Source organism: Halobacteriovorax vibrionivorans, from assembly GCF_003346865.1.
In the GTDB taxonomy this organism is placed as follows: domain Bacteria; phylum Bdellovibrionota; class Bacteriovoracia; order Bacteriovoracales; family Bacteriovoracaceae; genus Halobacteriovorax_A; species Halobacteriovorax_A vibrionivorans.
Genome location: NZ_QDKL01000002.1, coordinates 778,583 through 805,265, shown reverse-complemented (window position 1 = coordinate 805,265; position 26,683 = coordinate 778,583). Strand labels below are relative to the sequence as shown.

Here is a 26,683-nt window from a genome sequence, read left to right as displayed (position 1 = left end):
TCTTAAGGTTGAGCAGGGCACTTGCTATCAAGAACTAGTACTTTACCTTCTGAATCATTAATAGCAAGGCATGAGCTCTTCTTGGCCTTGATATTTTTGATTATCTCGTTATGGATTGCTATACAATGTCCATAGCCTGGAAGAGTGAAGATATCATGCCCTCTTGTACTATACATATTGAGGCCATTAATAAAGCCTTGGCAATCAAGAACAATTTTATCGTATTTCTTATTCTTGATTAAGAACATAAAGTCCATATCAGTTCGATGATATGATTCTACGTCGATTGTTGTTATTCCAGCAGAAGCTGTCGATGCTATAAAGCTAAATATTAATGCGAGTATAATTTTCTTCATACTCGCTTGTCGGATTATTTAAGATTAAATTTAGATTTCTTTAAGAAGAGGGTCGTGTGGCCCAAGCTCAAATTTTTGTAAACCTAATGGATTATAAATAAAGTCAGGTACTTTAACTTGATAATAGATCCCTTTTTCATGATTAGTTGTCTTAATTACGTTAGTTTTTGAAACAACGATTGAATGGGCAGCTCCAGCATCATAAGGAATAAATAGGTCGTAATTATTTTGTTTTTCTAAGAAGTAATCTACGACATATTGGCGTAAATTATCAATGTCAGCTTTATCAAAACTTGAAATTACGAAGCTATTTGGATGCTTTCTCTTAATAATATTTTCAGCTATTTTATCATTTAATTTATCTTTCTTATTAAAGATAATGATACGTTCTTTGTCTTCAAGCCCTAGTTCTTTAAGAACATTGTTAGTAACTTCAAGATGTTTTTCGTAATTTGGGTCACTAATATCACAAACAATCATAAGAAGATCAGCTTCAAGAGCAGATTCAAGAGTTGTTTTAAAACCATCAATTAGAGTATTTGGTAGGTTTGATAAGAAACCAACCGTATCGATAAGGATCATTGGCGGTTTTGTATCTGGATTTAACATCCTAAAAGTTGAGTCAAGTGTTGCAAAGAGCTTGTCTTCTTCAAGTACATCAACACGACATAGGCGATTCATTAAAGAAGACTTACCTGCATTGGTGTATCCAACGAGTGCTGTCGTAATTGCTTTTTTTGACCTGCGCTTCTTTTGTTCAATACGAGACTTTTCAACTTCTTTAAGTTCGCGTTTATAGAACTCAATTCTTTCGCGAATAATACGACGGTCAAGCTCAATTTGTTGCTCACCCTCACCACCGCGGACACCAATACCACCTTTTTGACGGCCAAGGTGTGACCAGAATCCGGCCAGTCGTGGAAGAATATATTGAAGACGAGCAATTTCAATTTGAATACGTGCTTCTTTTGTTCTTGCGTGCTCTGAGAAGATCTCAAGAATAATGTGGCAACGATCAACGACAGATAGCCCTGTCAGCTTCTTGATATTTCTAATTTGCGAAGAAGTTAACTCACAGTCAAAAACGAGTAGAGATGAGCCTTCGGCCTTTGCCGCTGCTGCAATTTCTTCAAGCTTTCCTGTTCCTAAAATCGTTCCAGCATCAACAGTCTTCTTATTTTGAATATACTGTTCACCTGTTTCAATATTTAAAGTGCGCATTAGCTCTCGAAGCTCTTCTAAACTTCGAAGAGTGTCTTTTTCTGTCGCATGTTCTTTAAACTTAGGACAAATTAAAGAGACAAGGGAGGCCTTTGCCTCACGTGAGATATAAAATTCATTATCAAGCATATGTAATTTCCACTAGTCGGTTATCGATGATTCTCGTTGGACGATCTCCAACAAAATAAGCTCCAGCGATAACAACTTCTTTTGTATTTTGATCAACATCTTCAAGAGTCTTGCTATCTAGAATATCTAGATAGTCCCAGGCCTTATCACTTAGTGTTGATTCTAGTATTTCATTTAATTGTGCTCCAGCGTCTACCCAAGTATTGAACTTTAAAAGAGATTCAATAACTTCTAATTTAGTAGGAAGATTTAGAGCGATTTCTTTTTCTTCGTTTGATAAGTAACCATTTCGTGAAGAGAGGGCAAGTCCCGATTCTTCTCTTATAATTGGTACGGTTTTAATATCGATATTTAAATTTAAGTCCTGTGCCATCTTACGAATAACACATACTTGTTGGTAATCTTTTTGTCCAAAGTAAGCACGAGCAGGATTTATTAGAGTAAATAATTGGTAGACTACAGTTGTCACTCCTGCAAAATGAGTTGGACGACTCTTTCCACAAAGCTTTTCAGTTATTCCAGAAACACTAATCGTTGTATTGAATCCTGGAGGATAAACTTCGGTATTACCCTCTGGCATGAAAACGATAATATCGTTAGCACGATTGCCCGCAGTTTCTTTTATCTTATCGAGATCTTCCTGAGGAGTTCTTGGGTATGTTGAGAGGTCTTCATTTGCACTAAATTGTTTTGGGTTAACAAAAATTGTTAGAACAACTTGCTGACAGTCATTAAGAGCACTTTCAAGTAAGCTCATGTGTCCAGCATGAAGATTTCCCATTGTTGGAACAAGTCCAAGACTTTGGTGGGAAACTTCCTTCATTGTGTTAATAAGTTCATTACGTTTTGTGATAACTTTCACTATTTAATCCTCTCAAATATTTCTTTGGCCAATTGAAGCTTTGAAAGTTCTCCTTCAAAAGCAACTTTTCCATTTTCAAGAATCGTATATGTTGCACTATCATTGCCAAATCCTTGGCGGGCCTTATCACAAAGTCCACTATTTACATGAGTACCTATTAATAGCTTTGTTGGTTTACGATTATATTTGCTTTCCAAGACTTCTTTAGTCATTTGTGTCTCAGCTGCAAATCCAACAATACATTGAGAAGGACTTTGATTTGAAACTACATAGCTTAGAATATCTTGTGCTTTTTCAAATTCAAGTGAATTTGAGAGAGTGTCTTTCTTTAACTTGTCACCAGCGGTTTTAAATTTAAGATCACTAATAGCGGCAGTTGAAATATATGTATCAAAACGATTCTCAAGAGATTTCACTGCTTCATACATCTCATCCGTTGTACGAACCTTAATGATTTTAACTCCTGGAAGTTTTGCTAGGTGCTTAAAGCCATCGCATGAATTTTCTCCTAAAAGAACTGTGGTGCGATTGCCAAGGCGAAGGGATTGTTTTGCTATCTCAAGTCCTGTCTTTCCTGATGAAGGATTCGTCACAAAACGAACAGGATCAATTGGAGCAACTGTTGCACCTGCTGTAATGACAACATGAGGAGAGTTATCAGTGATACCAAGGTTTATGGCATCGTAATTTGTTAGCACTTCTTCTACATCGGGAATTTTTCCACTACCAGTATCACCGCAGGCGAGTGTTCCACTCTGTGGTGGATATATATAGATATGATCATGCTTATCAAGACGATTTATTAAATCAATATTTTCTTGGGTAATTGGATTGGTCCACATCGAAGTGTTCATGGCCGGGTAAATAATTGTTTGAAACTTATCCCATCCTGCGAGGAAGACACTACTAAGTAGGTCATTGGCCTGACCCATGGCAAGCTTGGCTATCGTATTGGCACTGGCCGGGTAGATATGGAGCTTGTCGGCCCACTTTGCTAATTCTATATGAAGTACACTCTTTGACTCAATACTGCCGCTAAAGTCAGCATTAGCTTCGTAAACTTCTTGGGCGCCAAGGTATGAGTATAGGTTTGGGCAAACAAATTCCTTTGCTCCATTTGTTAAAATGACTTTTACTTGGTGGCCGGCCTTAACAAGTCCTCTGACAAACTCAATTGACCTGTAAGCGGAAACTGAACCACATACACCTACTAATATTTTCATATAGTTAACTTTATGGTTGTTAATACCCTGAGACTCCCTTATATATGTTTTAAAGGGTTTAGGCCATTGAATTTGAAACGATGTAACAAAGGTAAGTATATGAAATTTGGTAAGTTTTCGATTATTTCACAACGCGACGTTCAAGCATTGGGAGATACTTGTGAGCCAATTTATATAAACTATGATCACATTGTATCAATGAAGCCAATTAATATTGTTATTGATGGTGAAGTGCAAGAAGGTTACTGGATCCGACTAAGTAATGGGAAGAAGTACCGAGCTATCGAAATCCCTGCTAAGTTCAAAGAGAGCATGGTGCATTAGATCGCCTTGTTCATCTGCACAGTCTTGAAAGTTTCTAGCGTCACCACCGGTTACGATAACTTGATCAGTCTGAAATTTCTGAATTTCATTTTTAATCATTGAAAGATATTGAGTGAATGCTGTGCTAATGGCCTCTTTCGTATTTGCACATTCTCCTGCTTTTACATTATCAACTAGAGGAAGATTTTGTGAAAATGCCGGATAAGCTTTGAGGTAATTCCCAAGTCCAAGGTAGATGGGCCCGCCTCGATGGATTCCACTCTCTATATAGTCAAAAGTAATAAAACTACCCGCATCGATAATGAGAATATTTTCATTTGGAAACTTCTTTTGAAGATAATGTGAAATGATTTTTCGATCCACACCAAATGTTGATTGATCATAAGTAGACTTGAAGTCTTCTATTAGCTCAGCTGCAGCTATGGCAGACGATGGTAATTTGTGGATAATATTTTTGGATACATTTGAAAAAATAATTTTTTCATCTTTTTGAAATGTTGGATTAAAGTCTTCTGGCGTATAGCGAGTGATCTTTGAAAGAATATTATTTTCAAACTTCGCTACTTTAATAAATGTGTTGCCACTATCAATGGTGTAAGTCGGCATTATCAATTCCTTGAGGAATTTTCTTATCCTGAATATACTTTGAAACAAGCTCTAGCTTTAAGTCGTAAAAATTTGCAATTGGCTTACAGAAATTAGGGTACTTTCCTGGACCCATCTTTAAAAGGTCGTTGATTACGAGAACCTGTCCATCTGTACCGTTGCCTGCACCAATGCCAATTGTTGGAATTGAAATCTCTTTTGTAATAAGATTTGCAATCTCTTCTGTTACACACTCAAGTACTAGGGAAAAACATCCGGCAGCTTCTAAGTCTTTTGCCTCTTTTAAAAGTCTTTCTTTATCGGCATCAGTCTTACCATGAGTATAGTATCCACCTTGTTGATGAACACTTTGAGGAGTTAAACCGATATGTCCCATTACAGGAATTCCACTTTGAGTTAAGCGGGTGATAATCTCAAGTTGATGAGGGAAGGCGCCTTCAAGTTTTAAGGCTTCAGCTTTTGTTTGTTGATAAATCTTGGTCGCATTTTCAATGGCCTTATTAAAAGTAGAATAAGAACCAAAAGGCATATCGACAATGACGAATTTATTAGGAGCACCTCTTTTAACGGCCGCTCCAAAGATTGCCATTTCTTCTAAGCTTACTTCAACAGTTGTATCGTATCCTAAAACGACATTTCCAAGACTGTCGCCAACGAGAATCATATCTAATTGAGTCTCATTTAACATTTGCGCTGTTTGGAAGTCATAGCAAGTGAGAACTTGCAGTGAAGTTTTAGTCTTTTCGGCTTTGAAGCTTCTAATTTTTCTCGTTGTTAACTTTTTCATTCACATGAACCAATTTTTTTCCAAAGCGTTGATAAACTTTGGAAATTTCAAGATTATCCCACTCACTTATAGCTTGTTTCAGTTGCATTTGGAAATCACTATGAAGAATTTCATGGGCAAATTGGCCATTATCGATTTCATTGTAGATTTTATGGAGTTTCTGCTGGTACCCTTCATCAAATATCAGTGACTTAGCCCTCTCTCCACCCATGAAAGCATTAGGTGAAATTAATTTAAGAAGAGCACTTGGCCCGTGTTTAATCATAGCATCAGCAATGAGTTTTACCTCATGCCAACATTCGATATATGCAATCTCCGGCGAGTGACCCTTATTTACAAGAGTTTCAAAAGAAAGGCGTGCGGCCTGTGGAATGACTGAGCAAAGAAGAGACTGCTCTGAAAATAAATCACAAATTGTTTCTTCTTTAAAACTGCTCTCAATTGGACCGACAGTAATACCCAAATCTTTGGCCAAGTTTTTAAGGGCATCTTTAGATTTAGCATCGCTATTGATAACAGCAGTTAAAGGAGCTTTTGTTTCATAACCAAATCTTAATTCACTTGCGATGGCCTTCGGTGCTAAGAGCATATGTTCGTGATGGGGAAGTAGCTTCCTTAGTTCATCGTATATAACACTGTAACCATGGGCATAAATAAATTTTTGCTTACTTTTCTTATTAGAAAATTTAAGTGAAGTTAAAATCTCTTTATGGGTATCATCAGGTGTAAGGATAATGATAAATTCGTATTGAGGTAGTGCAAGATTTTCAATATCAAGAACCTTAAAGCCTAATTCGTTGGCCAGCTCTATAGAAGAGCTATTTGATCGAAGGCCAATATGAATATTTCGCTTTGAGTCTCTTAGGTTCATTGCCCAAGATTTTGCTTGAGAGCCAAAGCCAATAATTAGAATTTCTTGATTATCACTATCTGTCATCATGATTTTTAGATATCATGTTTTATAACAATAAGGAAAGTTATGGCACAGGAAGTAATCTATTTTTCGAGAAAAGGTTTATCGGCAAGAGATGCATTTATTAATGAGGGGAACTTATGGGGGAATTCATTCTTTACCACGGCCCTTGTTCGCTCAGGTAAGGCCATATTTTGGGATCAACATCGAGCTCGACTTGAAAAGTGCTTCGAGTTTTGTTGGCCTAAGCAATTTGATAAAGGGCTTATTGATGAAGCACAATTAGCGACGGCCCAAATATTAGATGAATTTGTCCACATTGATCATGCTTATTTGAGAATAACTTTCTATCGTGAGTTATCTGGTGATATTCAGTTTTGGATATGGGCCTTAGAAAAAGAACAGGTGACTACACCTTTAAAGTTAACAACTCACTGTTATTATCCTGATCGAAATTTTCCCGACTATTTAAAACGTAGCGATTATCAATATCAGTTTAAAATAAGAAAAGAGGCCATTTTTAATGGTTATGATGATGTTCTCTTACTAGATCACGATTCGTATTTATTGGAGCTTCCCACGTCAAACCTAATTCTGAAAAAAGGGGATACTTATATAACTCCAACAGCAGAATATGGAGTCTTAGATGGAATTACTCTTGATCGCGTAAGATTTATGCTAAGTGAAACAGGCCATGAATTTAAAGAAATGCGAGTACATGCTGCTGAACTACATGAATTTGATAGCTGTTTTGCGACGAGTTCATTTAATGGCATAAGGCATATTTCAAGTATAGGTGAAGTAGCATATAATGAAGATAGTAAGATAAAAGATATGATCAAAGAATTTTACGGAGAAATTTGGTGACAAAGAAGTTGAATGTTAAGTGTCCTGAATGCTCACAAGAGTTTAATTATTATGAAAGTGAATTTAGACCATTTTGTAGTGAAAAATGTAAGATGGTTGATTTAGGGATGTGGCTAACTGAGAATTATACAGTGGCTTCACATGAGCCTCTTTCAGACTCTGACCTTGAAGCAGTTATAAAGAAGAGACAGGATGAAGAAGATTACTAAGAAAGATTTATTAGCTTATGAAGCGCAGCTTATTTCAATAGCAAAGGGAGCAGGTAAGATTCTTTCTCCTTATCAAAAAGATTTAGCTAATTTAAAAATTGATATTAAAGAAGCTCAAGGGGCAGTCTCTGCAGCAGACCATGCTTCTGAAGAGTATATAATTAAAAAGCTTAAAAAGTTAAATCCAGAGATTCCTGTTTTGGCCGAAGAAGACTTTTATAAGAAGTATCAAGGCAATTATAAATATTTAAAAGAATATCAAGACCATGATTATATGTGGGTTATTGATCCTTTGGATGGTACGAATAATTTTGTTCATGGACTTGAGCATTATTGTATTAGCCTCTCCTTAACATATAAACTTCAACCGGTTGTTGGAGTTATCTATATCCCTGAACGCAAAGAGACTTATTGTGCAACTAAAGGCAACGGTTCATACTTTATTAAGGGAAAAGATAAGAAGAGACTCAAGCAAAATAAATCTCGTTCAAAAGGTTTCTTATTAGCAACAGGCTTTGCTACTGAAAAAGGCAAGCCGTTCAATGATGAATTCCGTAAGTTTAAAAAAGTCATGACAAGTATCTCCGCTGTGAGAAGATTGGGCTCGGCGGCCATCGACTTATGTTATGTGGCCCAAGGAATCTTTGATGGTTTTTGGGAGAAGGGGCTTGCTCCTTGGGATGTGGCCGCAGGAAAGATCATTTGTTTAGAAGCTGGGGCAAAAATAACTGAGTATAATGGTCATGATCATAATATTTTTTCTAAGACAATCATAGTTGGCAGAAATCCTCTTTATAAGAAACTTAGTGAAATGGTTTCTGACTAAAAAACTCACCTTATAAATGGAAATAATGGGTTCATAATTGCTCTTTTTTCATATCTTTTAAATAATGCTGATTATGTTAAAATAATCAAAGGTTTATCTAATTTAAAAGGAATAAAGAAGTGACTGGTACTATTACAAGATTATCGAGAGAAATGATGTACGTTAGTGATAACGTCTTCTATATTTTGTTCTCAGTTCTTATATTGTTAATTTGTGTCATTGTCGTTTACTGGTTTTACACAAGAAAACGTATGCAGGAATTACAACATCAAATTCCAGCAAATGTATTAAAGAGCTATCTCGATTCAGTAATTCAAAATTCAAATGCGTTAAAGTCATCTCTATTTAGAGGTGGAGGGCTTGAGGCCGGAGAGGGGATACCATCTGTTGTTCCAGGTGGAAGTTTACCTACTGGTAATGTTGATGGGGCCCAGCTTGCAAGTAAGAATGCCGAAATAGCTGCCTTAAAAGGGCAAGTTGCAAATAAAGAATCTCTTATAAAAGATCTTGAAGCACAATTAAGTGCAGCAGGTAGTAGTGATGATTCAGAGTCAGCTGCTATTATCACAAAGTTAAATACAGAGATCGCAGACCTTAAGGCACAAATTGCAGCGCTTAAAGCTGCTGGTGATTCTGCGGCTGCCTCTAATGAAGAAATTGATGCTCTTAAAGATGAAAGAGACGAACTACAGTCTCGTCTTAAAGAATATGAAATGATTGAAGGTGATCTTGCCGATCTAAGAAAGTTCAAGCAAGAGAACGAACAATTAAAAGCTCAACTTGCTCAAGCTGGTGGGGATCCAACTCCTGCTCAGCCTGAACCTGAAATCGATCCAACTCCGGCCGAAGAGCCTGAGATTGATGTTACTCCTGAGCCTGCTGAAGTTCCAGTTCCTGAAGAAGAGCCTACGACTCCTCCAGAACCTGAAGAAGTTCCAGCGCCTGAGCAGCCACAGCCGACTCCTGAGGAGCCAATTGCAGAAGCTGCACCAGAGCCAGCACCAGAACCAGTTGCTGAAGAAGCGCCGGCACCTATTGAAGAAGCCGCGGCCCCTGCTGCTGAAGCTGCACCTGAAGAAGCTAAGGATGATGGAGCAGGTGAACAGAAATCAGCTGAAGAGTTACTAAGCGAATTTGAAAAAATGTTAGGATAATATTTAGAGCAAATTTTTTTGCAGACAAGGATGTCTTTTGAAGAAACTACTTTTAATTGTAACGATACTTGCAAGTTTAAATACTACTGCCGCAGTTAACCAAAAGGCACAGCGTTCTGTTCTAACTCAAAAGCTAGAAAGACAATTCAAATATAATATGAAAACAGCAGATATGGATAAGCTTAAGAAACAAGTCTTAAAGCTTAAAGGAAAGTCTGTTGCGGCCCTTATAAATGTCATGAAAAGTGATAAGTACCCAGATAAGAATCGTTGGATGGCAACATTCTTACTTGGAAGAATTATGGGGAAGAAGTCGGCACCATTTATTTCAAAATTCACAATGCACCCAAATTGGGTAATGCGAATGGCCGCTTTAAAATCTCTACTCGCTTTAGGACAAACTGAATATACTGATATTTATAAAAAGTCTTTAAAAGATAATTCTCTAATTGTTCGTTACCAAGCACTTGAAAACGTAAAGAAGCTTAATCTTACAGGGCTTGCTCCAAATATTTGGGCAATGCTTTATGATAAGAGAAATTATCATATTAATGAAAAATTAAAGTCATCTAAAAGGGCCCATATTGTAAAAGAAATTATTAATACAATTGGAGATCTAAAGTTTGAAAAGGCCCAAGGTCCACTTTTATCGATGATTCAAAAACCGAAGTATTCTGATATTCATTCTGAAATATCTGATACGTTAGAAAAGATTACAGGACGCCGAGCTCCTACAACTAGTCTTAAAGAAAAGAAAAGATTCTGGTCTAAATTTGCTCAAGCAAAAGTGGTTATTCGCTAATATTCAAAGTGGTGAATTTGAAGGCTTGGGTGGTGAAATTTAAATGAATTTCCAGTGGGCTTTATAATTACAACTTCACATTCATTTTCTATATCGTATTGCTTATCAAGAATAGAGATAAATTGGTTGATTTCATTCTTAGTTGGAGTCTTTGGTATCTGACTAAAAATGATATTAAGTTGCTGTCCAAAGTTTTTTGAAAAGAAGAAATGAGAATAATCTTCTTTTATTAAGTCTTGATTCTTCTTTTTTAGAATTCGTTCTTCTAGAGTTCCGTCAACCAGATGGTTAATTGCCTCAATCACATCGATAGAGTTAGAAGATGACTGGTCATATAGACAAATCACTGCTCCTACTCTTTCGTTTACTAATGTGAAGATCTCTTCTTTTACTGACATATCGTTAAGACTTACTCACTCTGTCTAAAAGACCATTTACAAAGTTCTTAGAGTCTTCTTTCCCGTAACTCTTTACAAGATTTACATATTCATTGATTGCTACATTATTTGGTGTTTCTTCAAATTTAATCTCATAAATACCAAGGCAGATAATAGCTCTTTCAATAGCATCAACAGAGTCAAAACTTCTTTTTAGAATACACTCCGAAGCTGTGGACTTAATGCTTTCAAAGTTTTTGATAACACCTGTGATAAGCTTATTTCCATAATTTTGAACACTTGGATTTAATTCATTATCACTGTGTTCATCATCTTCTTTAATATATGACTCTTCAAACTCTTCAATATCAACTTTTAATTTCTCAAGGTCAGATTGGTAGTCACTTAAATCATTTTTGAAATCTTTAAGAAAGAGTTTGTAGATGAATTTAAATGCAAAGCTTCTAGCAGCTGATTTATTATTGAATGCTTGGTTTTTCACTTAGTATATCCTTATTGATAAAAATCTTTTCTTTTATATTTGTAAATTGCCCAATACTTTTTTGTAAACTTTCAATGAAGCCATCAATGTCATTAAAGTTCCAATAAAAAGAAGCATAACGAACATAGGCAACAGGGTCTAATTCGTATAATTTTTCCATCACAACTTCACCAACAACCTTGGCCACAACTTCAGTATTATTCTTTTGAGATAAAGTCATTTCAACATCATCAATTAATCGGTTAATTTGTGCTGTTGTTAAAGGTCTTTTTTGACATGCCTTATTGATACCTTTTGAGATCTTTTCACGATTATATGGCTCACGTCTTTTGTCATTTTTAACAATGGCCGGAACTTGAAGCTGAAGCTTCTCATAAGTCGTGTAGCGAAAATCACACTTTGGGCACGAACGTCTACGGCGAACAGCAAGTCCATCCGAAAGATGACGCGAATCGATAACTTTAGTGTTTGGTGTTTGGCAATTTGGGCAATACATAATTATTTCTATCATAATTGAGATGCATTGCATATTCCCATTTTAGTTTTGAGAGGAAATGGTTCGAAAATTTTCCTCAAGGTCTTCTAGAACTTCTTTACCATTTCGATATAGTAGAACTGTGAAGAAGTCTTTTTCTTCACCGGTGCGCTGTGTAATCTTATACGGAGAAACTGCTTCTTGTTTATACATATGTGACTTATCCCAATTCACTTGAGGAAAGCTGTCAAAGACGAGCTGCGCAAAAGATACTTTCTCTTTATCTTGTGGATTCATTGAGTAATCATAAGGTTTTCCAAGATTGCTAAAGGCAAGAGTTAGGCCTTTAACTGTTTCTTCGTAGCTAAGTCTTCGTTTTCTAACAATAGCAATATCGTCTTGATTTAATATCGAGCTCATATTTTTAAGTTTAACCCCTTGTCTGGTTGAGACTAGGAAGTTTAACTCTTTCGTTTGAATTTTTTCTTGATGCTCTTTGATCAGAGGATGAGTGGAAAGTCCTAATTTTACAATATCGTCCCAGCTTCCAATCCAGATTCCTACATTATCCCAAAACTTTTCAACAACAGCATTGTTGAAATTATTTTCATTATGAATAAAGATAATATCCATAGGTTTTAGTTGATAGAGTAGATGTGCTTTTTCATTCTTACCAATTTTTGTCACTTCACCATAAGTTGGGTTTTCAAACTTGATAGACTTCTTAAAGTAAACAGCAAAGCGCTTGTCTACTGTCGTTGCCATCTTTGCAACTATGTCGTGGATCACTTTAGTTTCTTGATTCCATCTCTTTTTCTTGTGAAGCTCTTTGTGAACATTACTATAAACTAGAGTCTCTTCAATTAAAGGGTCAATATAGTAAGAAAGTTTTGATTTTGTTTTTGCCTTCTCAAAGATCGTGATATCTCGATACATCGATAAGAGATTTGCTAATTTCATATGTGAAGGAGAGTTCTTTAACTTCTCTTCTAACTTCTCATGATATAGTTCAAGCTCTTTTTGAAGTGTTGGGTCGGATTCAATTTTTATTGCCTCTGCAATTTTTCTTTTAAGTAAAAGATGATTTTCATAAATCGCAATATTAGCAATGAGACCGACTTTTATGGCCTTAAATGTATCTTGTCCAATTTCATCATAAGGATTGATTATAGCAAAATCGACATCTCTTTCTTTTCTTTTAAGCTTTCGATTTCCTACGAAATATATTTCTTTTCGTTGTTCTATCGATGAAATTTTATCAGTGCGTATTTCAAAGCGAGTTGTAGGGTCTGTTACCCAGTTAATATTCTTCAAAAAGCGATTTAGATTAGCAGTAATCTTTTGGTTTTGATTAAAGTAGGGAGAAATAAACTTCAAGGAGTTTTGATCTTCTTTCTTTTTTGCATTAGCAAAATTCTTTCTCCAAACTAAATTCAATTCGATTTCTTCTTGTAGCTTATAGAGATTATCTTTATTAATCTCAAATTCAGAAGGATGGTATTGTCCTTTTACTGAAGCGATGTAGCGGCTAACAGAGTTACGATAATTATCATAGGCCATCTCAATTTGATCGACACTAGCACATGAGCTCAACAGAGAGCTTGCTGATAAATATAGTAGTAATTTCGAAATGTTAATCCTCATCAATCTTTCCTCACTGAAAGACTTATCGGATAGCTAAGACAATAAATTTAGGAGATGAAAAAGGGAGCTGAAAAGCTCCCTAATGTATTGAAATTAGTATACTGGAAATTCTTTGCAAAGAGCTTGGACCTGTCCTTTTATATCTGCAAGAACACTTTCATTCTCTGCATTCTTAAGGGCCTCAACAATCCAAGTTCCTATCTTCTTCATTTCGTCCTCTTTCATTCCTCTCGTTGTAAGAGCTGGAGTTCCAAGACGAATACCTGAAGTAACAAATGGTGATCTTGTATCACCTGGAATCATATTCTTATTACAAGTAATACCTGCTTGCTCAAGGGCCTTTTCTGCCACTTTACCAGTTACTCCTGCTGGATCTGTTTTCATAAGAACAAGGTGGTTATCTGTTCCACCTGAAACTAATTCCATACCAAGATCTGTTAGTTGTTTAGCAAGGGCCTGTGCATTTGTAATAACTTGTTTTTGATACTCTTTGTATTGTGGATCAAGTGCTTCTTTGAAAGATACTGCTTTTGCTGCAATAACATGCTCTAGTGGGCCACCTTGAATTCCTGGGAAGACATTAAAGTTAATTTTCTTTGCTAGCTCTTCATCGTTTGTAAGAATGATTCCACCACGTGGACCTCTTAACGTCTTATGTGTTGTCGATGTGACTATATGAGCGTGTGGAAATGGTGAAGGGTGAAGACCTGCGGCAACAAGACCTGCAATATGGGCCATATCAACTAATAGATAAGCACCAACTTCATCAGCAATTTCTCTAAACTTTGCAAAATCAATTGTACGAGGATAAGCACTTGCACCAGCTACAATTACATTTGGCTTATGTTCTTGAGCTGCACGTCTTACATCTTCATAGTCAATCATTTCAGTTTCTGGATTAAGTCCGTAAAATTTTACATCAAAATACTTTCCAGAAAAATTAACCGGTGAACCATGTGTTAAGTGACCACCTTCAGATAGGTTCATCCCTAAGATTCTGTCACCAGGTGAGATGATAGAAAAGTAGGCTGCCATATTAGCACCTGATCCTGAGTGTGGTTGAACGTTGGCAAATTTACAACCAAAGACTTTACATAGGCGATCAATTGCAATTTGTTCTACTGTATCAACAACTTCACAACCACCGTAGTAGCGTTTCTTTGGAAGACCTTCAGCGTACTTATTTGTAAGAACTGAGCCTTGGGCCTGCATAACTGCTTTTGATGTATAATTTTCAGAAGCAATAAGTTCAAGACCTTCTTCTTGTCTTGCTAATTCTTTATTAGTTAATGAGAAAATTTCCTCATCCATTTTTTCTAGGTTAATGGCGTCTTTATGAAACATCTTAATCCTTTTTGACTTTAAACTTTCTTTAATACGAGTGACGAATTTGTCGAACCGAATCCAAAAGAATTGTTAAGCGCATATTTAATATCTTTTTTAACGGCCTTATTTGCCGTGTAATTAAGATCGCACTTCGGGTCCTGATTGTCGATATTAATAGTTGGAGGAATCGTTCCAGTGTGTAGCGCAAGCGCTGTAAAGACTGTTTCAATACCACCAGCTGCACCAAGAAGGTGACCAGTCATTGACTTTGTTGAAGATACATTGATTTTTTTGGCATGCTCTTCACCAAGAACACGCTTAATAGCACCAGTTTCAGCAACGTCTCCCAGAGGAGTCGAAGTTCCGTGTGCATTAACATATTCGATATCTTCTGGAGAAATTCCTGCGTCTTCGATTGCTTTTTTCATACAACCATAAGCACCATCACCCTCAGGATGAGGAGCTGTAATATGGTGAGCATCTGAAGTTGCTCCATGTCCTGCTACTTCAGCGTAAATCGTTGCTCCACGCTTTACAGCACTTTCATAATCTTCAAGTACTAGAATCCCAGCACCTTCTCCCATAACGAATCCATCACGATCAATATCAAATGGTCTTGATGCTTTTGTTGGCTCATCAACTCTTTTTGAGAATGCCTTCATATTAATGAAACCACCCATACCTAGGTTACAGATTACTGCTTCAGTTCCACCTGTAATCATTAGGTCATGACGGCCAGATCTAATCTCTTCAACAGCATTTGAAATAGCGTGGCATGAAGATGCGCAAGCAGATGAAACAGTGTAGTTAACACCCATAAATCCATGCTTAATACTTAATACACCTGATGCCATATTTGGAATGATAGCTGGAATGAAGAAAGGAGAAATACGTCGTGGCCCTTTTTCAACAAAAGCTCTTGCTGTTTGTTCTGTAATAGGGAAGCCACCAATTCCTACACCAAGGATTGCACCTACTTTATACTTATCAAACTCTTCAAGATTAACTCCAGAGTCTTTTAAGGCCTCATCTGTTGCATGAAGAGCAAAGTGTATAAAGCGGTCATATTTCTTGGCCTCTCTTGCTTCCATTATATCTTCTGAAAGTTCGAAGTCCTTTACCTCTCCAGCAATCTTGATTGCAAGATCTGGTACTGGCCAACTTTCAACTTCTGAGATTCCTGACTTTCCTTCAACAATCCCATTCCATACTTCTTTTGTGTTTTTACCTAGGCCACAGATTGTTCCTAGTCCTGTTATAACTACACGGCGATTTCTATTTGTCGTCATATACATATCCTTATTTTTTCCTAGTATTTGATAATTTTGAAGGCCATTTGACAAGTCTTTGAGGCTCTTAAATTTTACAGAATTCAATGGGTTCTGTTTAAATTTAAACGATATTTCAATAAGTTATAAGAAATAACGAATTTAATTCTTAATAAGTTAATATTTTTAGGTAATTACCCCGATAATGCCTCTATGACTAAAAATATTATCCTATTGGTTTTGTCAATTTTTTCTATTTATTCACATGCAACATCAGTTGTCTTCTCTGATGATCTCAGCTTTGATAATTGTAAAGCTCCTTCAAAGGTACCCGTTGTCGTTTGTGAAAACGGTGGAAAAAGAGCGATTGTTCAAATCAATAGCAGGGGACATCTTTTAGGTCTTGTTACTGAAGGTGGGACTTCAAAAACATTTGCTGTTAAGCAGATCGTTGAAAATGGTGTTCCGACATACTACAACAGTTTAAGTGATAAGATTAATGAGGAGAGAGCAACCTCAGAATTCACAACACCTATTACAAAGTTACAAGAAATTGCAGAAAGAAAAAAATCAATCGAACAAGCAATAGAAATTGCTAAAAAAGAAGATAGTAATATTTTAGAAGACCTTGAAGATTTTGATAGTGACTTAGATGATAGCTTAAATAAGTTAAAATCAGTTGTTGCTCAGGCTTCAAACTTATTATGGGTTAACACTAAAAAAGATGGAAATATTCATTGTGAGATGAGTACAAAGTGTCCCATTAAAAAGTGTGGAGACAATCATTTCTTTATTTTTGATCCTTCTCGAAATATCTTCATGCCAATTAACTACACTCGTGACTCACGAGGTAATGCAAAGTTTACCAAGAGTGATTCTCAAATAACTATAGCAAGAACAATGAATGGTGCAGTTCTAGAATTAAATGACGATTATAAAACATCTCGTTTAACAGCTGCAAGAAAGGCACCTCAAAATTTACAAAGTAATCCTACAGCCTATTTTAGTTTTCAAGATGCCCGCTTTAGTGATTATCTTAAGACAATCATTCCGCATTGTTCTGAGAACATTAAAGACGATATTATTAGCCTTGGTGTACAAACTAATAATGAAAGAGCAAACTTAGACTTTGTTCATCTTGTTGAAGTTGTTAACGGCACTATCAATAGTCAGTATATTAATAAGAAATTCCTTCCAAAAAATAGCTGTCGTGATGGTGATTCATATTATACGGCAGAAAGTTATAAAGAGTCGCAAGAATTTGTTCCTCGATCAAGTGGTGTTATCTCTTGGAAAAAAGCAGGAGAGCTCTTTGATAAAGCAAAGAAAATGAAAGAGTTAACTTGGCGTTATACAGCAGATGGTTGTTATGCCAGAGCTGAACTTATGGTTAATATGATGGAAGAAGAAGGAGTCATTGCTGATAAGGCATGGACCTCTGGATATTTGAAATCAAAATCTTCACCTCATCCATGGTCTTACCATGTTGCTCCAGTAGTATATGTTAATAATGGGCGAGGCCATGTACAAAAAATGATTATTGATCCTGCCGTAGCAAATGGTCCAGTTGAGCCAGATGAGTGGTTAAGGCTTATGGGTGTAAATGAAAAGAACCTCGATCAAGTTGGCTTCCCACCAAGTTTAGATGCTGTCTCAGTTGGTCGAAATACATTTACGATTTCTGATCGAAGTACATTTCATCCTCAGGACAAGACAAGACTTACAAAAGAGCAAAGGGTTACTGCCGCGAGAGCTCTTTTAGCTGATTTAGGAAATAGGTTACAATAATGCACAAGGTATTTTTAATTCTTTCAATATTATGTAGCTCTGTTTTTGCCTCAAGTATTAGTAGTGCAAAGTACACTGTCTCAAAGATTATTAATAAAGATGGAAAAACTCTTGTTTCCTTTATTGAGAGTGCAACTTTTTATAAGGCAAATGAAAAAGAATTAAAGTGTATTCAAGAATCAACTAAGAATGATAGAAAAGTTAAAATAGATTACGACTATAAAACATATGAAATAAAGTCATGTAAGATTGTAGAATAAAAAAAGCCTGCAAATTGCAGGCTTTCTTTTTATCTAAAATTTAAATTAGATTATTGCTTAGACTCAAGGTACTTAACAACGTCTTGAACAGACTTAAGACCTTCTGCATCTTCTTCTGGAATTTGAATATCAAATTCATCTTCCATTTTCATCATAAGTTCTACGATGTCTAATGAGTCAAGGTTTAGATCATCTACGAATGATGTTGAAGCGTTGATTTTTGCGATATCGATTTTTGTTTGATCCGCTACTAGTTGAATTACTTTTTGTTCCATATTTGTCTCCTAATTAAATATTAAGCTTTAAACTCAATCTCTCTCTATTAGTTATGTTAAATTTTTAATTTTAGTATATTAATATTTTTCTAGATATAAAGTCCACCGTCAATTTTAATTACTTCACCAGTAATATATCCTGACGCTTGGCTAAGAAGAAAACAAACAAGGTTTGATACATCTTCAGTTGACCCAAAGCGTGAAGTTGGAATTGAAGCAATATAGGCTTCTTTAGCCTTTTCTTCGAGAGAATCAGTCATATCAGTTTCAATAAAACCTGGACAGATTGCGTTACAGCGAATGTTGCGGCTAGCTAATTCTTTCGCTACTGACTTTGTTGCTCCAATTAGTCCCGCTTTAGAAGCAGAGTAAGCTGTTTGTGAAATATTACCCATTAAGCCAACAATTGAGCTGATATTAACAATTGATACATTCTCGGCCTTTAGGAAACCACGAGAACAAATACTTGTTAACATGATTGCACCCTTTAGGTTTGTATCAATAATTGCATCCAGATCTGCTTTTCTCGTTCTAAGGATAAGGCTGTCTTTTGATACTCCGGCATTATTTACTAACCCCTCAAGTGGGCCATATTCTTTTGTGAAGTCGTTTACTGCAGTCTTCATTTGTTCTTCGTTATTTAGATCAAACATGAGTCCTGTTACATTTGAAGCACCAAGCTCTTTTAGTTTTGCTTCTACTTCTTTTGCGACCTCTTCTTTACCCTCACGATAATTGAAGACAACGTGAGCACCTTGAGTTGCAAGAGATTTTGCAATCTCTAAACCGATACCACGGCTAGCACCAGTGATTAGAACTTTCTTATTTTTAAGGTCATTATAAGTTGCAATCATATATGCTCCTATGAGTTTAAAGCTTCTTTTAGCTCGTCAAATGCACCGTCTTTATCAAGTGAGATGACTTTTATATTGCGGTTAATCTTTCTAGCAAGTCCCATTAGCACTCTTCCTGGCCCAACTTCAATACAAAGAGTATCGTCATCAAGGCTCTGGAAACTTTGAGTCCATAGTACAGAACCATCAATTTGCTTAATGAGGTTCTCTTTTACGATGTCACCGTCTGTACCAATTTGATACTTTTTGGCATCGATGTTGGCAATATAAGGAATTGTCGTTTTATTAAAAGTTACGTCATTAAAAAATGCTGCCATATTCTCTCGAGCTGGCTTCATCAGGCTTGAATGGAAGGGAGCACTTACTTTAAGTTCAACAGTCTTATGTGGATCAGAAAAGTTTTCAGAAATCCAAGCAACGGCCTTATCACATGCATCAGCATGTCCTGAGATAACTATTTGACCAGGTTCATTGAAGTTTGCTGGCATAACTTCATTACCTTCTGATGAAACTTCTTTACATGCCTTTTCTACAATTTCTGCTGGCACTCTCATGACAGCATACATTTTACCCATTCCTGCTGGAACGGCTTCTTGCATATATTTTCCACGATTGTGCACAGACTTTAGTGCGTCTTCAAAACTTAAAGTACCGGCAGCGACAAGCGCAGGGTATTCACCAACTGAGTGGCCAAGAACACATGATACTTCAATTCCTGCTTCGTCTAAAATTTCTTTGGCTTTTTGATAAAGGCCAATTGAATAAGTAAGAATTGCTGGCTGTGTATTTTGAGTTAGTGTTAACTCTTCAGCAGGACCTTCAAGCATAATTTTTGAAAGATCATAACCAAGAGTCTTATTTGCTTTTTCTAGTAATTCGAAAGAAGGGTGTCCTTCAAGACTTTTTCCCATTCCAACATATTGTGATCCCTGACCAGGGAAGATTAATACTACTTTCTTCATATCAATAAACCTTTTAATTAGTATTTTAGTAATGTAGCACCGCTTGTTAATCCGGCACCAAATGCATCTAGTAATAATAATTGTCCGCGCTTAATTCGACCGTCTGTAATTGCTTCGTGCATTGCAATCGGTACTGTGGCCGCAGATGTATTGGCATACTTATCAATATTGATAATAACTTTTTCAGGATTGATTCCTAAAAGTTTTCCTGTTGTTTCAATAATTCTCACATTCGCTTGATGAGGAATTAGCCAATCGACTTCTTCAAGATCCTTTCCTGCTTTTTCTAAAACTTTCTTTGCATTATCTGCAAGTGTTCTAGTGGCAACACGGAACATTTCTTTTCCTTTCATTTGCATATAGTGAGTTCTATTTTCTAAGTGCTCAGCTGTGATTGGATCAATTGCTCCTCCAACTGGTTGGTCGAAGAATTCTTTTCCTGAACCGTCGGCACCAAGCTCAAGTGATAGGATATCTGAATCATCACCATCTTCATTGGCCCCAATAATAGCAACACCACAACCATCTCCAAAAAGAATACAAGTGTTACGATCTTCCCAGTTAACTTCTCGTGATAACATTTCAGAACCTACGATTAGTGCATTTTTAATTGCACCCATTTTTATCAGTCCTGTGACCATATTGATTCCGTAAACAAATCCAGAGCAAGCTGCTGCAATATCGATTGCCGCACACTTATTAGTAATGCCTAGTTTTTGTTGAAGAATACATGCTGTATTTGGAAGTTTGTAATCAGGTGTAACAGAAGCAAAGACAATCATGTCGATATCATTTGGTTCCATTCCAGCTGTTTTTAATGCATCCATTGTTGCATGATAGGCCATATCACTTGGCCATTCTCCACCTTCAGTAGAGCAGATATGTCTTTGGCGAATACCTGTTCTTTCAAAGATCCATTCATCACTAGTTTCAACCATGCTTTCGAGGTCGACATTTGTTCTAACTTCTTTAGGAACGTAGATCCCTGTTCCTTTAATTTTAACTTTTGTATTCATTTAAAATTCCTAACCTTGGTTATAAAAATTGGCCCTATTTTAGGTAGTATAGCAATGATGGGGAAGGGAAGGGGCGTTATGAATTGATGCGCAGTGTTTTTGTATAGGTTTTACAAAAAAAGGCCACTGATGTGGCCTTTCGTTCATATTATTTAGTTTGTTTACTTGATAAGTCTTCAGATAGCCCTCTGAGACGCTTTGTTGCCAACCCTGTTCTGAGGAATTGAACGAGGTCAGCCTTCTCGTTTTCAGTCAGATTCAGTGGACGTCTAATATCATCATCACTTATTAACTGAAATCTAAGTTTATTGTTAACAAAACTTTCATCTTTTACGATTTTTTCTTCATAAAGGGCCTGAATTGTTTCGGAAACATCGTAGTTTCTGATAGCTCGTCGAGTGTGATTATAATGATCAACAACTTCTTCTAATGTTGAGTAAACCCCATTGTGCATGTACGGAGCTGAAAGATGAATATTTCTAAGAGGAGGTGTCCTAAAGTTATATTGATCGGCCTTGGCCCCTGTTACTTCATATCTTCCCTTATCGTTTAGAGAAGCTTGAGCATCAATCGGTCCAATTTCAGGTAGTCCAATCGATTTATAATCCCAATCTGTTAAATGACGACCACTATGGCAATTGATACATGCTCCTTTATCGAGGAATACCTTTAATCCGCGCTTCTCGCTATCATTCATGGCATTTAAGTCTCCATCAAGGTATTGGTCATATGGTGTATTCACAACATTGAAGTTTCTTGTAATAAAAGCTGCAAGAGAATTTGCCACATGAGTGATATCTATTTTTCCCTTTTTATAATCTTGAGGGTAGGCGCGCTTAAAGAGATTTTGATACATGGCATTTTTCTTACCATTTAAAAGTCGTTTAACAAGTCCATTCCATTTTTCTAAGTCACCTTCAAGTGATGCAATTTCATTATTTTCACCAAGCATTTCTTCAGGCGAGAGTAGTGGAAAGATAACTTGAACTGCAAGAGAGCCGCTAAACTTACTCCATAAGTCCTTTCTTGCATTAAGCTCAGTACTTGGAGACATAAACTCTTGTTTTGATTTATCGTAGTGTACTCTTCCATCCCAGAACATATCAACAATATCATCGTAACCAAGATTTATAAGAGTAGGTGCGTGGCGCTTAATAATTTTACCCTTACCATCTTGAACACGTCCTGTTCCTAGGCCTTTTCCACCTGTTCCAATTGAGAAAGGAAGATCATCACCTGTGCCAAGCATTGGATGGTGACAGTGCATACAAGTAATGTCGTTATTTCCACTTAATTGAAGTTCAGCAAAAAGCCTCGAACCTAGGATAACCTCATTCTGGTTTTGTAATTTTGACTCTGGAAGTGATGTCAGTTGATGCTTTTCAATTAGGGTTGCAAGTGACTTATCTAGTGGTGACATTGCTGATGCATAAACTGTCATCATTAGAATGATTAAAATTTTATTCATGTGTGTTCTCTCTCTAAATATTTTCTATCTTTATACAAGAGAAGAGTTTGATGGGTCAAACTGATTTTTATTAGCTTTAGAAAGATATAAAACACAAAAAGCCCACTCAAAGAGTGGGCCTTTCTTATATGAAAAATAATGAATTATCTTATTCTTCTGTTGTTTCTTCTCTATCCGCTTTAGTAGTGAAGATCTGCTTACCTTTCCAGTAACCTGAAGGAGAGATACATCCCTTCTTAGTAAGTTCACCAGTTGTTGAATCAGCTACAACTACATTGTTCGCGTAAAGCTTGTGTGTTTGTCCAGCTCTTCTTAGGCCTTTTCTTGAAACACTTGTCTTCTTCTTAGGTACTGCCATTTTCTACTCCGTTATATTCAACTACAAAATTATTTCTTTTATAAATGAGCTTATGTAAATACATCACTCACGTCATTTTTACAAGCCAAAAGAGGCCTTGTTTTTATCTATTCTTAATTCGCATGCTCGCAAGTCTCTGAATTTTGGTCAACACCACATATTTGGCAAAGACCTTTGCAATCTGCGTCATGTAGAGGGTAGTGATTTACTGCCAAAAAGCAACATTCTGCCAAGGCTTCTTTTAAGTCGGCCTTTCCGCGATTATGAAAGTACATATCTGCCATTTCATCACTTACAAAAATCTCATCAACCTCTTCGTACTCAGGATCGTCTTCGTAGCGCTTATTTACATATGCAGCTGTGAATTCAGAATCAAAAGTCTGTGGTGTATCAATTAAGCAGCGGATACAAGTTGCTGTATACGCCCCTGATACCTTTCCTTTGACGATTAAGTGCTCACCAAAAGTATAGTCTCTTGCATTTTTTAGTTGTAGCTCTACGCTTAAGCCTTCAAAACCTTCCGGCTTAACTTCAGGTTCAAAGTCTTTTGTGATTCCATCAAGAATCTCTTTTACCCAAGTGCAATCTTTATCAGTAAGATTGTAAGTTTCAAACTCGTCTCCAACTCGTGAGATTAGGATTGTCGAATCTTTTAGAAAGCTATTTTCTTTATTAACTATTTGCATATTTCCTCTAAATTTAGATGTCCTTCTGTGTATATTGCGTAAGGCCAAAATGCAAGAAAATTAGGACATTATGGTGGGAATCGTGTAGTTTTTTACGTATGAGAATCTTTATAACGGGCTTTTCTGGAGCCGGCAAAACAACTTTTGGTGAGAAACTATCTAAAGATAGTGAATTTCAAGTATTTGATCTGGATGAAGAGATTTTTAATCGAATGGGGACTGGCTACGACAGTCTTGGGGAGTATATCCAAGAGATCGGTATTGATGAATTTCGTAAGGATGAATTTGATATGCTCAAGCTCCTACATCAAAATATGAAGGATAACTATATGATTACATTAGGAGCAGGTGCTCTTGATGAAAAGAGTGTAGCAGATTTTATAGAAGAGATTGGTGGAAAATTAGTCTATTTAAAATGTGACTTCGAAGAGTGTTGGCAACGTTTAAAGAAAGATGGAAATCGCCCTCTTGCTAAATATGGCCGCGAGTTTATGGAAAATCTCTATAAAAAGAGAGCTCCTACTTATGAAAAGAGTCATCTTTTACTTAATCAAGAAGAAATTCTTGAAATAAATACAGTCCAGGACCTCTTAAAATTGCTATAGAACGTCTCTTTTGATACGATTTTAAGCGATGTTATGTCCTTAGAAGGAGTTTTTGCGCCATGACAATGAATAGTCCAAAAGTTGCGATCCTTTCATCAATGATTGATGACTGTAAATCATTTTCAAAAATTTTCAAAAGTATTAATACTGTTGTCGACTCATACGACACTGTAGACTCTTTCTTAATCGCTCACTTACAAAAGCAATACGACCTTGTTATAGCAAGTGCAAATGATGCGACATTTGAGGGACAATTTCTTTTTAATCGATCTGAGTTAAAGGCCGTTAAGAGAGCTTTCATTGTTTCAACGAATTCAGAACTGAAGACAGTTGCAACGAATGAGAATATTGGAATTATATATCGCGATTTAGATTTGCTTGCGCAAATTAGACATGTACTAAATCAGTACAATCAACAAACATCGTTAAAGAGACAATTAGCTCAACTTGAATCATTTCATGATAAGTACCGTCACCGTCAAGAAGCACTTGTTGCGAGTCTTGAAAGTGAAAGAACGAAGACTCTTTATGGGAAAGACTTCTTTGAAGTTTGTGACAGCATTAATTTTAATAGAGAAGAAAATGATTTAACTTCACTTATAACAAATGTTTTTGAACCTTTAGAGTTTGTCTCAGGTTATACAATTTTTGAATTAAATCAAAAGACCAATAAACTTTCACCTTTAAAGCATGATGGGCATAAGTCTATTGAAGTTCCTGAGGTTTGGCTTGGTCATATTAAACTTAAAGGCGTTAATGAAAATGGAATGAATATGGTGAAGAATATTGTTTCTAACCTAGTTCACAATCCTGTTGTTACCTTAGAATTATCGGAAAATGGTGTCGATACAACTAGTGTTGTAGCACTTGAAGTTGATCGCGATTATTTATTTAACTTTAATTGGCAGGTCATAGAAACACTTTTAAGTGGGATTTATTCTCAAATAAAGAATTCATTAACTCATGTTTCTTCTATCGCACAGGCTAAAGGGCCATTTGAATTATTATCAAATATCTCTGAAGTTAGTCATGGAAGGAATTTAATATCGATTGATACTTCTGAAATTACAGATCTAATGGAGTTAAGATCAGACTTCTCATTTGACTGGAATACATTTTGGAAAGATATGAAAGTTTATCTTTCTCAAATCACTAGTATTGGCAATATTTACAATATCTCTTTTGAATCAATTGTACTGGATGTGGAAAATGACTTTTTTGATGAAAGTTATGCAGCCGCTCAAGACCTTTGTAAGAATATAAGATTAGGAAAGTATTTTAGCGGAAAAGATAAGAGTCTTATTCTATCAATGCAGCTAAATGTTTCTGAAATTCCTTACTCTGGGTATTCAATGGTGACGACATCACGAAAGTTGAGAGGAAAAAGAGCGTTTCAAGATAGTACCTTATGAGAATAAAAAGTAGTATGGAGGTTAATGTCTCCACTCTTGCGCAAAACTATCAACTTTTAAAAGAAATTTGTCCTAATAATGAAACTCTCTTTATGGTCAAGGCCAATGCCTATGGACATGGACTGGTGCCAGTTGTTAAGTTTGCTTATTATGAGCTTGGCATAAAAGAGTTTGGCTGTGCCAGTATTGGAGAGGCTCTTAGGCTTCGTGAAGAAATTCCAAATGGAGAGTTTGAAGTTTATGTCTTTTCTGATGTGAACCTAGACCTTCAAGAAGCAGCAGATATTTATTTAAATAATCGAATTATCCCAGTTATTTCAAATGAAACAAACTTAGAGTTCTTCTTGTCTCATGAGGAATTTCGCTACTTCCCACTTTGTTTAAAATTTAATACGGGAATGAATCGACTCGGAATAAAAATGGATCGAATTGATTATGCGATTCAAACAATCAAAAAGCATGGCCGATCAAGTATTTATCATTTGATGACCCACTTTTCGAGCTCAAGCTTATCAATGCAAAAAAATAAGAGAAATCTAACTCAAAAAGAGAATTGGAAAGAATTAAAGTCTCAAATCAATAGTTCTGGAATTGAAATTCATAAATCATCAATTGCAAACTCTGGTGCAATTGAGCAAAAGGTTGGACTTGAAGAGTCTCATGTTCGTGCAGGATTAATGATGTATGGCCCGTCTTCTTTGTTGCCTCAGTATAATAAGTTGAGTTGCTGGAAAGGAAAGTTGATCTCTAAACTTGAGACAACCTTTATTGATAGTTTCCAAGTTGATCGAGGTACGCCTATAGGCTATGGAGCAACCCCATGCCCATCAGCAGGTACAGTAGGAGTTTTTGCTCTAGGATATGGTGATGGTTTTTCAACTCGCTATCAAAATGTTCACCTTAATCATGGAGAGTATGAAGGGCAAATTGTAGGGCGAGTTAATATGGATATGGCACAGATTTTGTTTCCTAACACAAACTTAACAATCAAAAATGGAGAAAGGTTTGTCGTATGGGATCAAAATGGTCAAAACTTTTCTAATATATGTGTCGAATCAAAGACTATTCCTTACGAAGTGTTCATTCACTTAACTGAAAGAATTCCCAAAATATATCGACAGTAAGTAG

General features: G+C 36.2%; 31 protein-coding genes. 11 read left to right on the top strand and 20 right to left on the bottom strand.

Features of this window, described 5'->3' with window-relative positions; all coding sequences use genetic code 11:
- Positions 1-2: 2 nt before the first annotated feature.
- From DAY19_RS09775 to coaBC, 4 genes are read right to left on the bottom strand one after another with little or no spacing between them, the layout of a single operon-like run.
- Entirely contained in the window at positions 3-356 is a 354-nt protein-coding gene (locus DAY19_RS09775) for a hypothetical protein (protein WP_115361875.1), read from the bottom strand.
- A 30-nt stretch (positions 357-386) separates the two neighbouring features.
- The gene (hflX, locus tag DAY19_RS09770; protein WP_115361873.1) at positions 387-1,706 is read right to left on the bottom strand and encodes a GTPase HflX; all 1,320 of its coding nucleotides are present in this window, start codon (positions 1,704-1,706) and stop codon (positions 387-389) included.
- The gene (gene panC, locus DAY19_RS09765; protein WP_115361871.1) at positions 1,699-2,568 is read right to left on the bottom strand and encodes a pantoate--beta-alanine ligase; all 870 of its coding nucleotides are present in this window, start codon (positions 2,566-2,568) and stop codon (positions 1,699-1,701) included. Before panC ends, hflX begins: the two co-directional genes overlap by 8 nt.
- The gene (gene coaBC, locus DAY19_RS09760) at positions 2,568-3,791 is read right to left on the bottom strand and encodes a bifunctional phosphopantothenoylcysteine decarboxylase/phosphopantothenate--cysteine ligase CoaBC (RefSeq protein ID WP_115361869.1); all 1,224 of its coding nucleotides are present in this window, start codon (positions 3,789-3,791) and stop codon (positions 2,568-2,570) included. Before coaBC ends, panC begins: the two co-directional genes overlap by 1 nt.
- Positions 3,792-3,890: 99 nt before the next feature.
- Here coaBC and DAY19_RS15150 point away from each other — a divergent pair, with 99 nt between their 5' ends.
- On the top strand, positions 3,891-4,115 hold the full coding sequence (locus tag DAY19_RS15150) for a hypothetical protein (protein WP_133296935.1): 225 nt from the start codon (positions 3,891-3,893) through the stop codon (positions 4,113-4,115).
- On the opposite strand, the gene DAY19_RS09755 is transcribed toward DAY19_RS15150, so the two are convergent.
- Genes DAY19_RS09755 through DAY19_RS09745 form a run of 3 tightly spaced genes read right to left on the bottom strand, consistent with a single transcriptional unit; the run spans position 4,047 to position 6,448 of the window.
- Positions 4,047-4,721, bottom strand: coding sequence for a type III pantothenate kinase (locus DAY19_RS09755; protein WP_115361868.1), 675 nt, complete (start codon positions 4,719-4,721; stop codon positions 4,047-4,049). The genes DAY19_RS15150 and DAY19_RS09755 overlap by 69 nt on opposite strands.
- Positions 4,702-5,508, bottom strand: a complete 807-nt coding sequence (panB, locus tag DAY19_RS09750; RefSeq protein WP_115361866.1) for a 3-methyl-2-oxobutanoate hydroxymethyltransferase — start codon at positions 5,506-5,508, stop codon at positions 4,702-4,704. The genes DAY19_RS09755 and panB overlap by 20 nt, the downstream gene beginning before the upstream one ends.
- The gene (locus DAY19_RS09745; RefSeq protein WP_115361864.1) at positions 5,480-6,448 is read right to left on the bottom strand and encodes an NAD(P)-binding domain-containing protein; all 969 of its coding nucleotides are present in this window, start codon (positions 6,446-6,448) and stop codon (positions 5,480-5,482) included. Before DAY19_RS09745 ends, panB begins: the two co-directional genes overlap by 29 nt.
- 39 nt (positions 6,449-6,487) lie before the next feature.
- Between DAY19_RS09745 and DAY19_RS09740 the strand changes: the two genes are divergently transcribed.
- The 5 genes from DAY19_RS09740 to DAY19_RS09720 all read left to right on the top strand — a co-directional run bounded on the left by DAY19_RS09740 (position 6,488) and on the right by DAY19_RS09720 (position 10,279).
- A complete protein-coding gene (locus DAY19_RS09740) occupies positions 6,488-7,288 on the top strand; it encodes an aminotransferase class IV (RefSeq protein WP_115361862.1) in 801 nt (266 codons plus the stop codon).
- Positions 7,285-7,497 carry a DNA gyrase inhibitor YacG gene (locus DAY19_RS09735; RefSeq protein WP_199506641.1) on the top strand — a complete coding sequence of 71 codons (213 nt, stop codon included), beginning with the start codon at positions 7,285-7,287 and terminating at the stop codon, positions 7,495-7,497. Before DAY19_RS09740 ends, DAY19_RS09735 begins: the two co-directional genes overlap by 4 nt.
- On the top strand, positions 7,481-8,323 hold the full coding sequence (locus DAY19_RS09730; RefSeq protein WP_115361860.1) for an inositol monophosphatase family protein: 843 nt from the start codon (positions 7,481-7,483) through the stop codon (positions 8,321-8,323). Before DAY19_RS09735 ends, DAY19_RS09730 begins: the two co-directional genes overlap by 17 nt.
- Before the next feature lie 119 nt (positions 8,324-8,442).
- A complete protein-coding gene (locus tag DAY19_RS09725; RefSeq protein ID WP_133296934.1) occupies positions 8,443-9,477 on the top strand; it encodes a hypothetical protein in 1,035 nt (344 codons plus the stop codon).
- A 37-nt stretch (positions 9,478-9,514) separates the two neighbouring features.
- Positions 9,515-10,279: a HEAT repeat domain-containing protein gene (locus tag DAY19_RS09720; protein ID WP_115361856.1), complete on the top strand. Its 765-nt coding sequence runs from the start codon at positions 9,515-9,517 to the stop codon at positions 10,277-10,279.
- On the opposite strand, the gene DAY19_RS09715 is transcribed toward DAY19_RS09720, so the two are convergent.
- The 6 genes from DAY19_RS09715 to fabF form a co-directional block, all read right to left on the bottom strand.
- A complete protein-coding gene (locus tag DAY19_RS09715) occupies positions 10,276-10,677 on the bottom strand; it encodes a hypothetical protein (protein ID WP_115361854.1) in 402 nt (133 codons plus the stop codon). The two genes, DAY19_RS09720 and DAY19_RS09715, sit on opposite strands and share 4 nt — an antisense overlap.
- Before the next feature lie 4 nt (positions 10,678-10,681).
- Positions 10,682-11,158: a transcription antitermination factor NusB gene (nusB, locus tag DAY19_RS09710; RefSeq protein ID WP_115361852.1), complete on the bottom strand. Its 477-nt coding sequence runs from the start codon at positions 11,156-11,158 to the stop codon at positions 10,682-10,684.
- On the bottom strand, positions 11,136-11,687 hold the full coding sequence (gene nrdR / locus DAY19_RS09705; RefSeq protein ID WP_233500255.1) for a transcriptional regulator NrdR: 552 nt from the start codon (positions 11,685-11,687) through the stop codon (positions 11,136-11,138). The genes nusB and nrdR overlap by 23 nt, the downstream gene beginning before the upstream one ends.
- A gap of 9 nt (positions 11,688-11,696) precedes the next feature.
- Positions 11,697-13,277: a YiiX/YebB-like N1pC/P60 family cysteine hydrolase gene (locus tag DAY19_RS09700; RefSeq protein ID WP_115361848.1), complete on the bottom strand. Its 1,581-nt coding sequence runs from the start codon at positions 13,275-13,277 to the stop codon at positions 11,697-11,699.
- 93 nt (positions 13,278-13,370) lie between these two features.
- A complete protein-coding gene (gene glyA, locus DAY19_RS09695; RefSeq protein WP_133296933.1) occupies positions 13,371-14,621 on the bottom strand; it encodes a serine hydroxymethyltransferase in 1,251 nt (416 codons plus the stop codon).
- Between the two features lie 17 nt (positions 14,622-14,638).
- The gene (gene fabF / locus DAY19_RS09690) at positions 14,639-15,892 is read right to left on the bottom strand and encodes a beta-ketoacyl-ACP synthase II (RefSeq protein ID WP_115361846.1); all 1,254 of its coding nucleotides are present in this window, start codon (positions 15,890-15,892) and stop codon (positions 14,639-14,641) included.
- 192 nt (positions 15,893-16,084) lie between these two features.
- Between fabF and DAY19_RS09685 the strand changes: the two genes are divergently transcribed.
- Both DAY19_RS09685 and DAY19_RS09680 read left to right on the top strand, forming a co-directional pair.
- A complete protein-coding gene (locus DAY19_RS09685) occupies positions 16,085-17,659 on the top strand; it encodes a protein-glutamine glutaminase family protein (RefSeq protein WP_115361844.1) in 1,575 nt (524 codons plus the stop codon).
- Positions 17,659-17,919 (top strand): hypothetical protein, encoded by a 261-nt coding sequence (locus tag DAY19_RS09680; RefSeq protein WP_115361842.1) that lies wholly within the window; start codon positions 17,659-17,661, stop codon positions 17,917-17,919. Before DAY19_RS09685 ends, DAY19_RS09680 begins: the two co-directional genes overlap by 1 nt.
- Before the next feature lie 50 nt (positions 17,920-17,969).
- Here DAY19_RS09680 and acpP read toward each other — a convergent pair whose 3' ends face one another.
- The 7 genes from acpP to DAY19_RS09645 form a co-directional block, all read right to left on the bottom strand.
- Positions 17,970-18,194, bottom strand: coding sequence for an acyl carrier protein (gene acpP / locus DAY19_RS09675; protein ID WP_115361840.1), 225 nt, complete (start codon positions 18,192-18,194; stop codon positions 17,970-17,972).
- A gap of 89 nt (positions 18,195-18,283) precedes the next feature.
- Positions 18,284-19,048, bottom strand: coding sequence for a 3-oxoacyl-ACP reductase FabG (fabG, locus tag DAY19_RS09670; RefSeq protein WP_162929500.1), 765 nt, complete (start codon positions 19,046-19,048; stop codon positions 18,284-18,286).
- A gap of 8 nt (positions 19,049-19,056) precedes the next feature.
- Entirely contained in the window at positions 19,057-20,010 is a 954-nt protein-coding gene (gene fabD, locus DAY19_RS09665; RefSeq protein WP_115361838.1) for an ACP S-malonyltransferase, read from the bottom strand.
- Positions 20,011-20,027: 17 nt separating this feature from the next.
- A complete protein-coding gene (locus tag DAY19_RS09660; protein ID WP_115361836.1) occupies positions 20,028-21,026 on the bottom strand; it encodes a beta-ketoacyl-ACP synthase III in 999 nt (332 codons plus the stop codon).
- A 148-nt stretch (positions 21,027-21,174) separates the two neighbouring features.
- Positions 21,175-22,494, bottom strand: a complete 1,320-nt coding sequence (locus tag DAY19_RS09655) for a cytochrome-c peroxidase (RefSeq protein WP_115361834.1) — start codon at positions 22,492-22,494, stop codon at positions 21,175-21,177.
- A 148-nt stretch (positions 22,495-22,642) separates the two neighbouring features.
- Positions 22,643-22,852, bottom strand: a complete 210-nt coding sequence (gene rpmF / locus DAY19_RS09650; protein ID WP_115361832.1) for a 50S ribosomal protein L32 — start codon at positions 22,850-22,852, stop codon at positions 22,643-22,645.
- 113 nt (positions 22,853-22,965) lie between these two features.
- A complete protein-coding gene (locus tag DAY19_RS09645; protein WP_115361830.1) occupies positions 22,966-23,538 on the bottom strand; it encodes a YceD family protein in 573 nt (190 codons plus the stop codon).
- A 98-nt stretch (positions 23,539-23,636) separates the two neighbouring features.
- On the opposite strand from DAY19_RS09645, the gene DAY19_RS09640 reads away from it, so the two are divergent.
- The 3 genes from DAY19_RS09640 to alr are packed head-to-tail and all read left to right on the top strand — an operon-like array spanning position 23,637 to position 26,679.
- Entirely contained in the window at positions 23,637-24,143 is a 507-nt protein-coding gene (locus DAY19_RS09640) for a shikimate kinase (RefSeq protein WP_158536866.1), read from the top strand.
- 59 nt (positions 24,144-24,202) lie between these two features.
- Positions 24,203-25,555 (top strand): hypothetical protein, encoded by a 1,353-nt coding sequence (locus tag DAY19_RS09635; RefSeq protein ID WP_115361826.1) that lies wholly within the window; start codon positions 24,203-24,205, stop codon positions 25,553-25,555.
- Complete coding sequence (gene alr / locus DAY19_RS09630; RefSeq protein ID WP_115361824.1) at positions 25,552-26,679, top strand: alanine racemase; 1,128 nt, start codon at positions 25,552-25,554, stop codon at positions 26,677-26,679. The genes DAY19_RS09635 and alr overlap by 4 nt, the downstream gene beginning before the upstream one ends.
- The last annotated feature ends 4 nt before the right edge of the window (positions 26,680-26,683 follow it).

What these genes read in the sequence shown, in the direction of transcription:
- DAY19_RS09775 (WP_115361875.1), bottom strand. Translation starts at nt 356, where the DNA reads ATGAAGAAAATTATACTCGCATTAATATTTAGCTTTATAGCATCGACA.
- hflX (WP_115361873.1), bottom strand. Translation starts at nt 1,706, where the DNA reads ATGCTTGATAATGAATTTTATATCTCACGTGAGGCAAAGGCCTCCCTT.
- coaBC (WP_115361869.1), bottom strand. Translation starts at nt 3,791, where the DNA reads ATGAAAATATTAGTAGGTGTATGTGGTTCAGTTTCCGCTTACAGGTCA.
- DAY19_RS15150 (WP_133296935.1), top strand. Translation starts at nt 3,891, where the DNA reads ATGAAATTTGGTAAGTTTTCGATTATTTCACAACGCGACGTTCAAGCA.
- DAY19_RS09755 (WP_115361868.1), bottom strand. Translation starts at nt 4,721, where the DNA reads ATGCCGACTTACACCATTGATAGTGGCAACACATTTATTAAAGTAGCG.
- panB (WP_115361866.1), bottom strand. Translation starts at nt 5,508, where the DNA reads ATGAAAAAGTTAACAACGAGAAAAATTAGAAGCTTCAAAGCCGAAAAG.
- DAY19_RS09745 (WP_115361864.1), bottom strand. Translation starts at nt 6,448, where the DNA reads ATGATGACAGATAGTGATAATCAAGAAATTCTAATTATTGGCTTTGGC.
- DAY19_RS09740 (WP_115361862.1), top strand. Translation starts at nt 6,488, where the DNA reads ATGGCACAGGAAGTAATCTATTTTTCGAGAAAAGGTTTATCGGCAAGA.
- DAY19_RS09730 (WP_115361860.1), top strand. Translation starts at nt 7,481, where the DNA reads ATGAAGAAGATTACTAAGAAAGATTTATTAGCTTATGAAGCGCAGCTT.
- DAY19_RS09715 (WP_115361854.1), bottom strand. Translation starts at nt 10,677, where the DNA reads ATGTCAGTAAAAGAAGAGATCTTCACATTAGTAAACGAAAGAGTAGGA.
- nrdR (WP_233500255.1), bottom strand. Translation starts at nt 11,687, where the DNA reads ATGCAATGCATCTCAATTATGATAGAAATAATTATGTATTGCCCAAAT.
- DAY19_RS09700 (WP_115361848.1), bottom strand. Translation starts at nt 13,277, where the DNA reads ATGAGGATTAACATTTCGAAATTACTACTATATTTATCAGCAAGCTCT.
- glyA (WP_133296933.1), bottom strand. Translation starts at nt 14,621, where the DNA reads ATGTTTCATAAAGACGCCATTAACCTAGAAAAAATGGATGAGGAAATT.
- fabF (WP_115361846.1), bottom strand. Translation starts at nt 15,892, where the DNA reads ATGACGACAAATAGAAATCGCCGTGTAGTTATAACAGGACTAGGAACA.
- DAY19_RS09685 (WP_115361844.1), top strand. Translation starts at nt 16,085, where the DNA reads ATGACTAAAAATATTATCCTATTGGTTTTGTCAATTTTTTCTATTTAT.
- DAY19_RS09680 (WP_115361842.1), top strand. Translation starts at nt 17,659, where the DNA reads ATGCACAAGGTATTTTTAATTCTTTCAATATTATGTAGCTCTGTTTTT.
- acpP (WP_115361840.1), bottom strand. Translation starts at nt 18,194, where the DNA reads ATGGAACAAAAAGTAATTCAACTAGTAGCGGATCAAACAAAAATCGAT.
- fabG (WP_162929500.1), bottom strand. Translation starts at nt 19,048, where the DNA reads ATGATTGCAACTTATAATGACCTTAAAAATAAGAAAGTTCTAATCACT.
- fabD (WP_115361838.1), bottom strand. Translation starts at nt 20,010, where the DNA reads ATGAAGAAAGTAGTATTAATCTTCCCTGGTCAGGGATCACAATATGTT.
- DAY19_RS09660 (WP_115361836.1), bottom strand. Translation starts at nt 21,026, where the DNA reads ATGAATACAAAAGTTAAAATTAAAGGAACAGGGATCTACGTTCCTAAA.
- DAY19_RS09655 (WP_115361834.1), bottom strand. Translation starts at nt 22,494, where the DNA reads ATGAATAAAATTTTAATCATTCTAATGATGACAGTTTATGCATCAGCA.
- rpmF (WP_115361832.1), bottom strand. Translation starts at nt 22,852, where the DNA reads ATGGCAGTACCTAAGAAGAAGACAAGTGTTTCAAGAAAAGGCCTAAGA.
- DAY19_RS09645 (WP_115361830.1), bottom strand. Translation starts at nt 23,538, where the DNA reads ATGCAAATAGTTAATAAAGAAAATAGCTTTCTAAAAGATTCGACAATC.
- DAY19_RS09640 (WP_158536866.1), top strand. Translation starts at nt 23,637, where the DNA reads ATGAGAATCTTTATAACGGGCTTTTCTGGAGCCGGCAAAACAACTTTT.
- DAY19_RS09635 (WP_115361826.1), top strand. Translation starts at nt 24,203, where the DNA reads ATGACAATGAATAGTCCAAAAGTTGCGATCCTTTCATCAATGATTGAT.
- alr (WP_115361824.1), top strand. Translation starts at nt 25,552, where the DNA reads ATGAGAATAAAAAGTAGTATGGAGGTTAATGTCTCCACTCTTGCGCAA.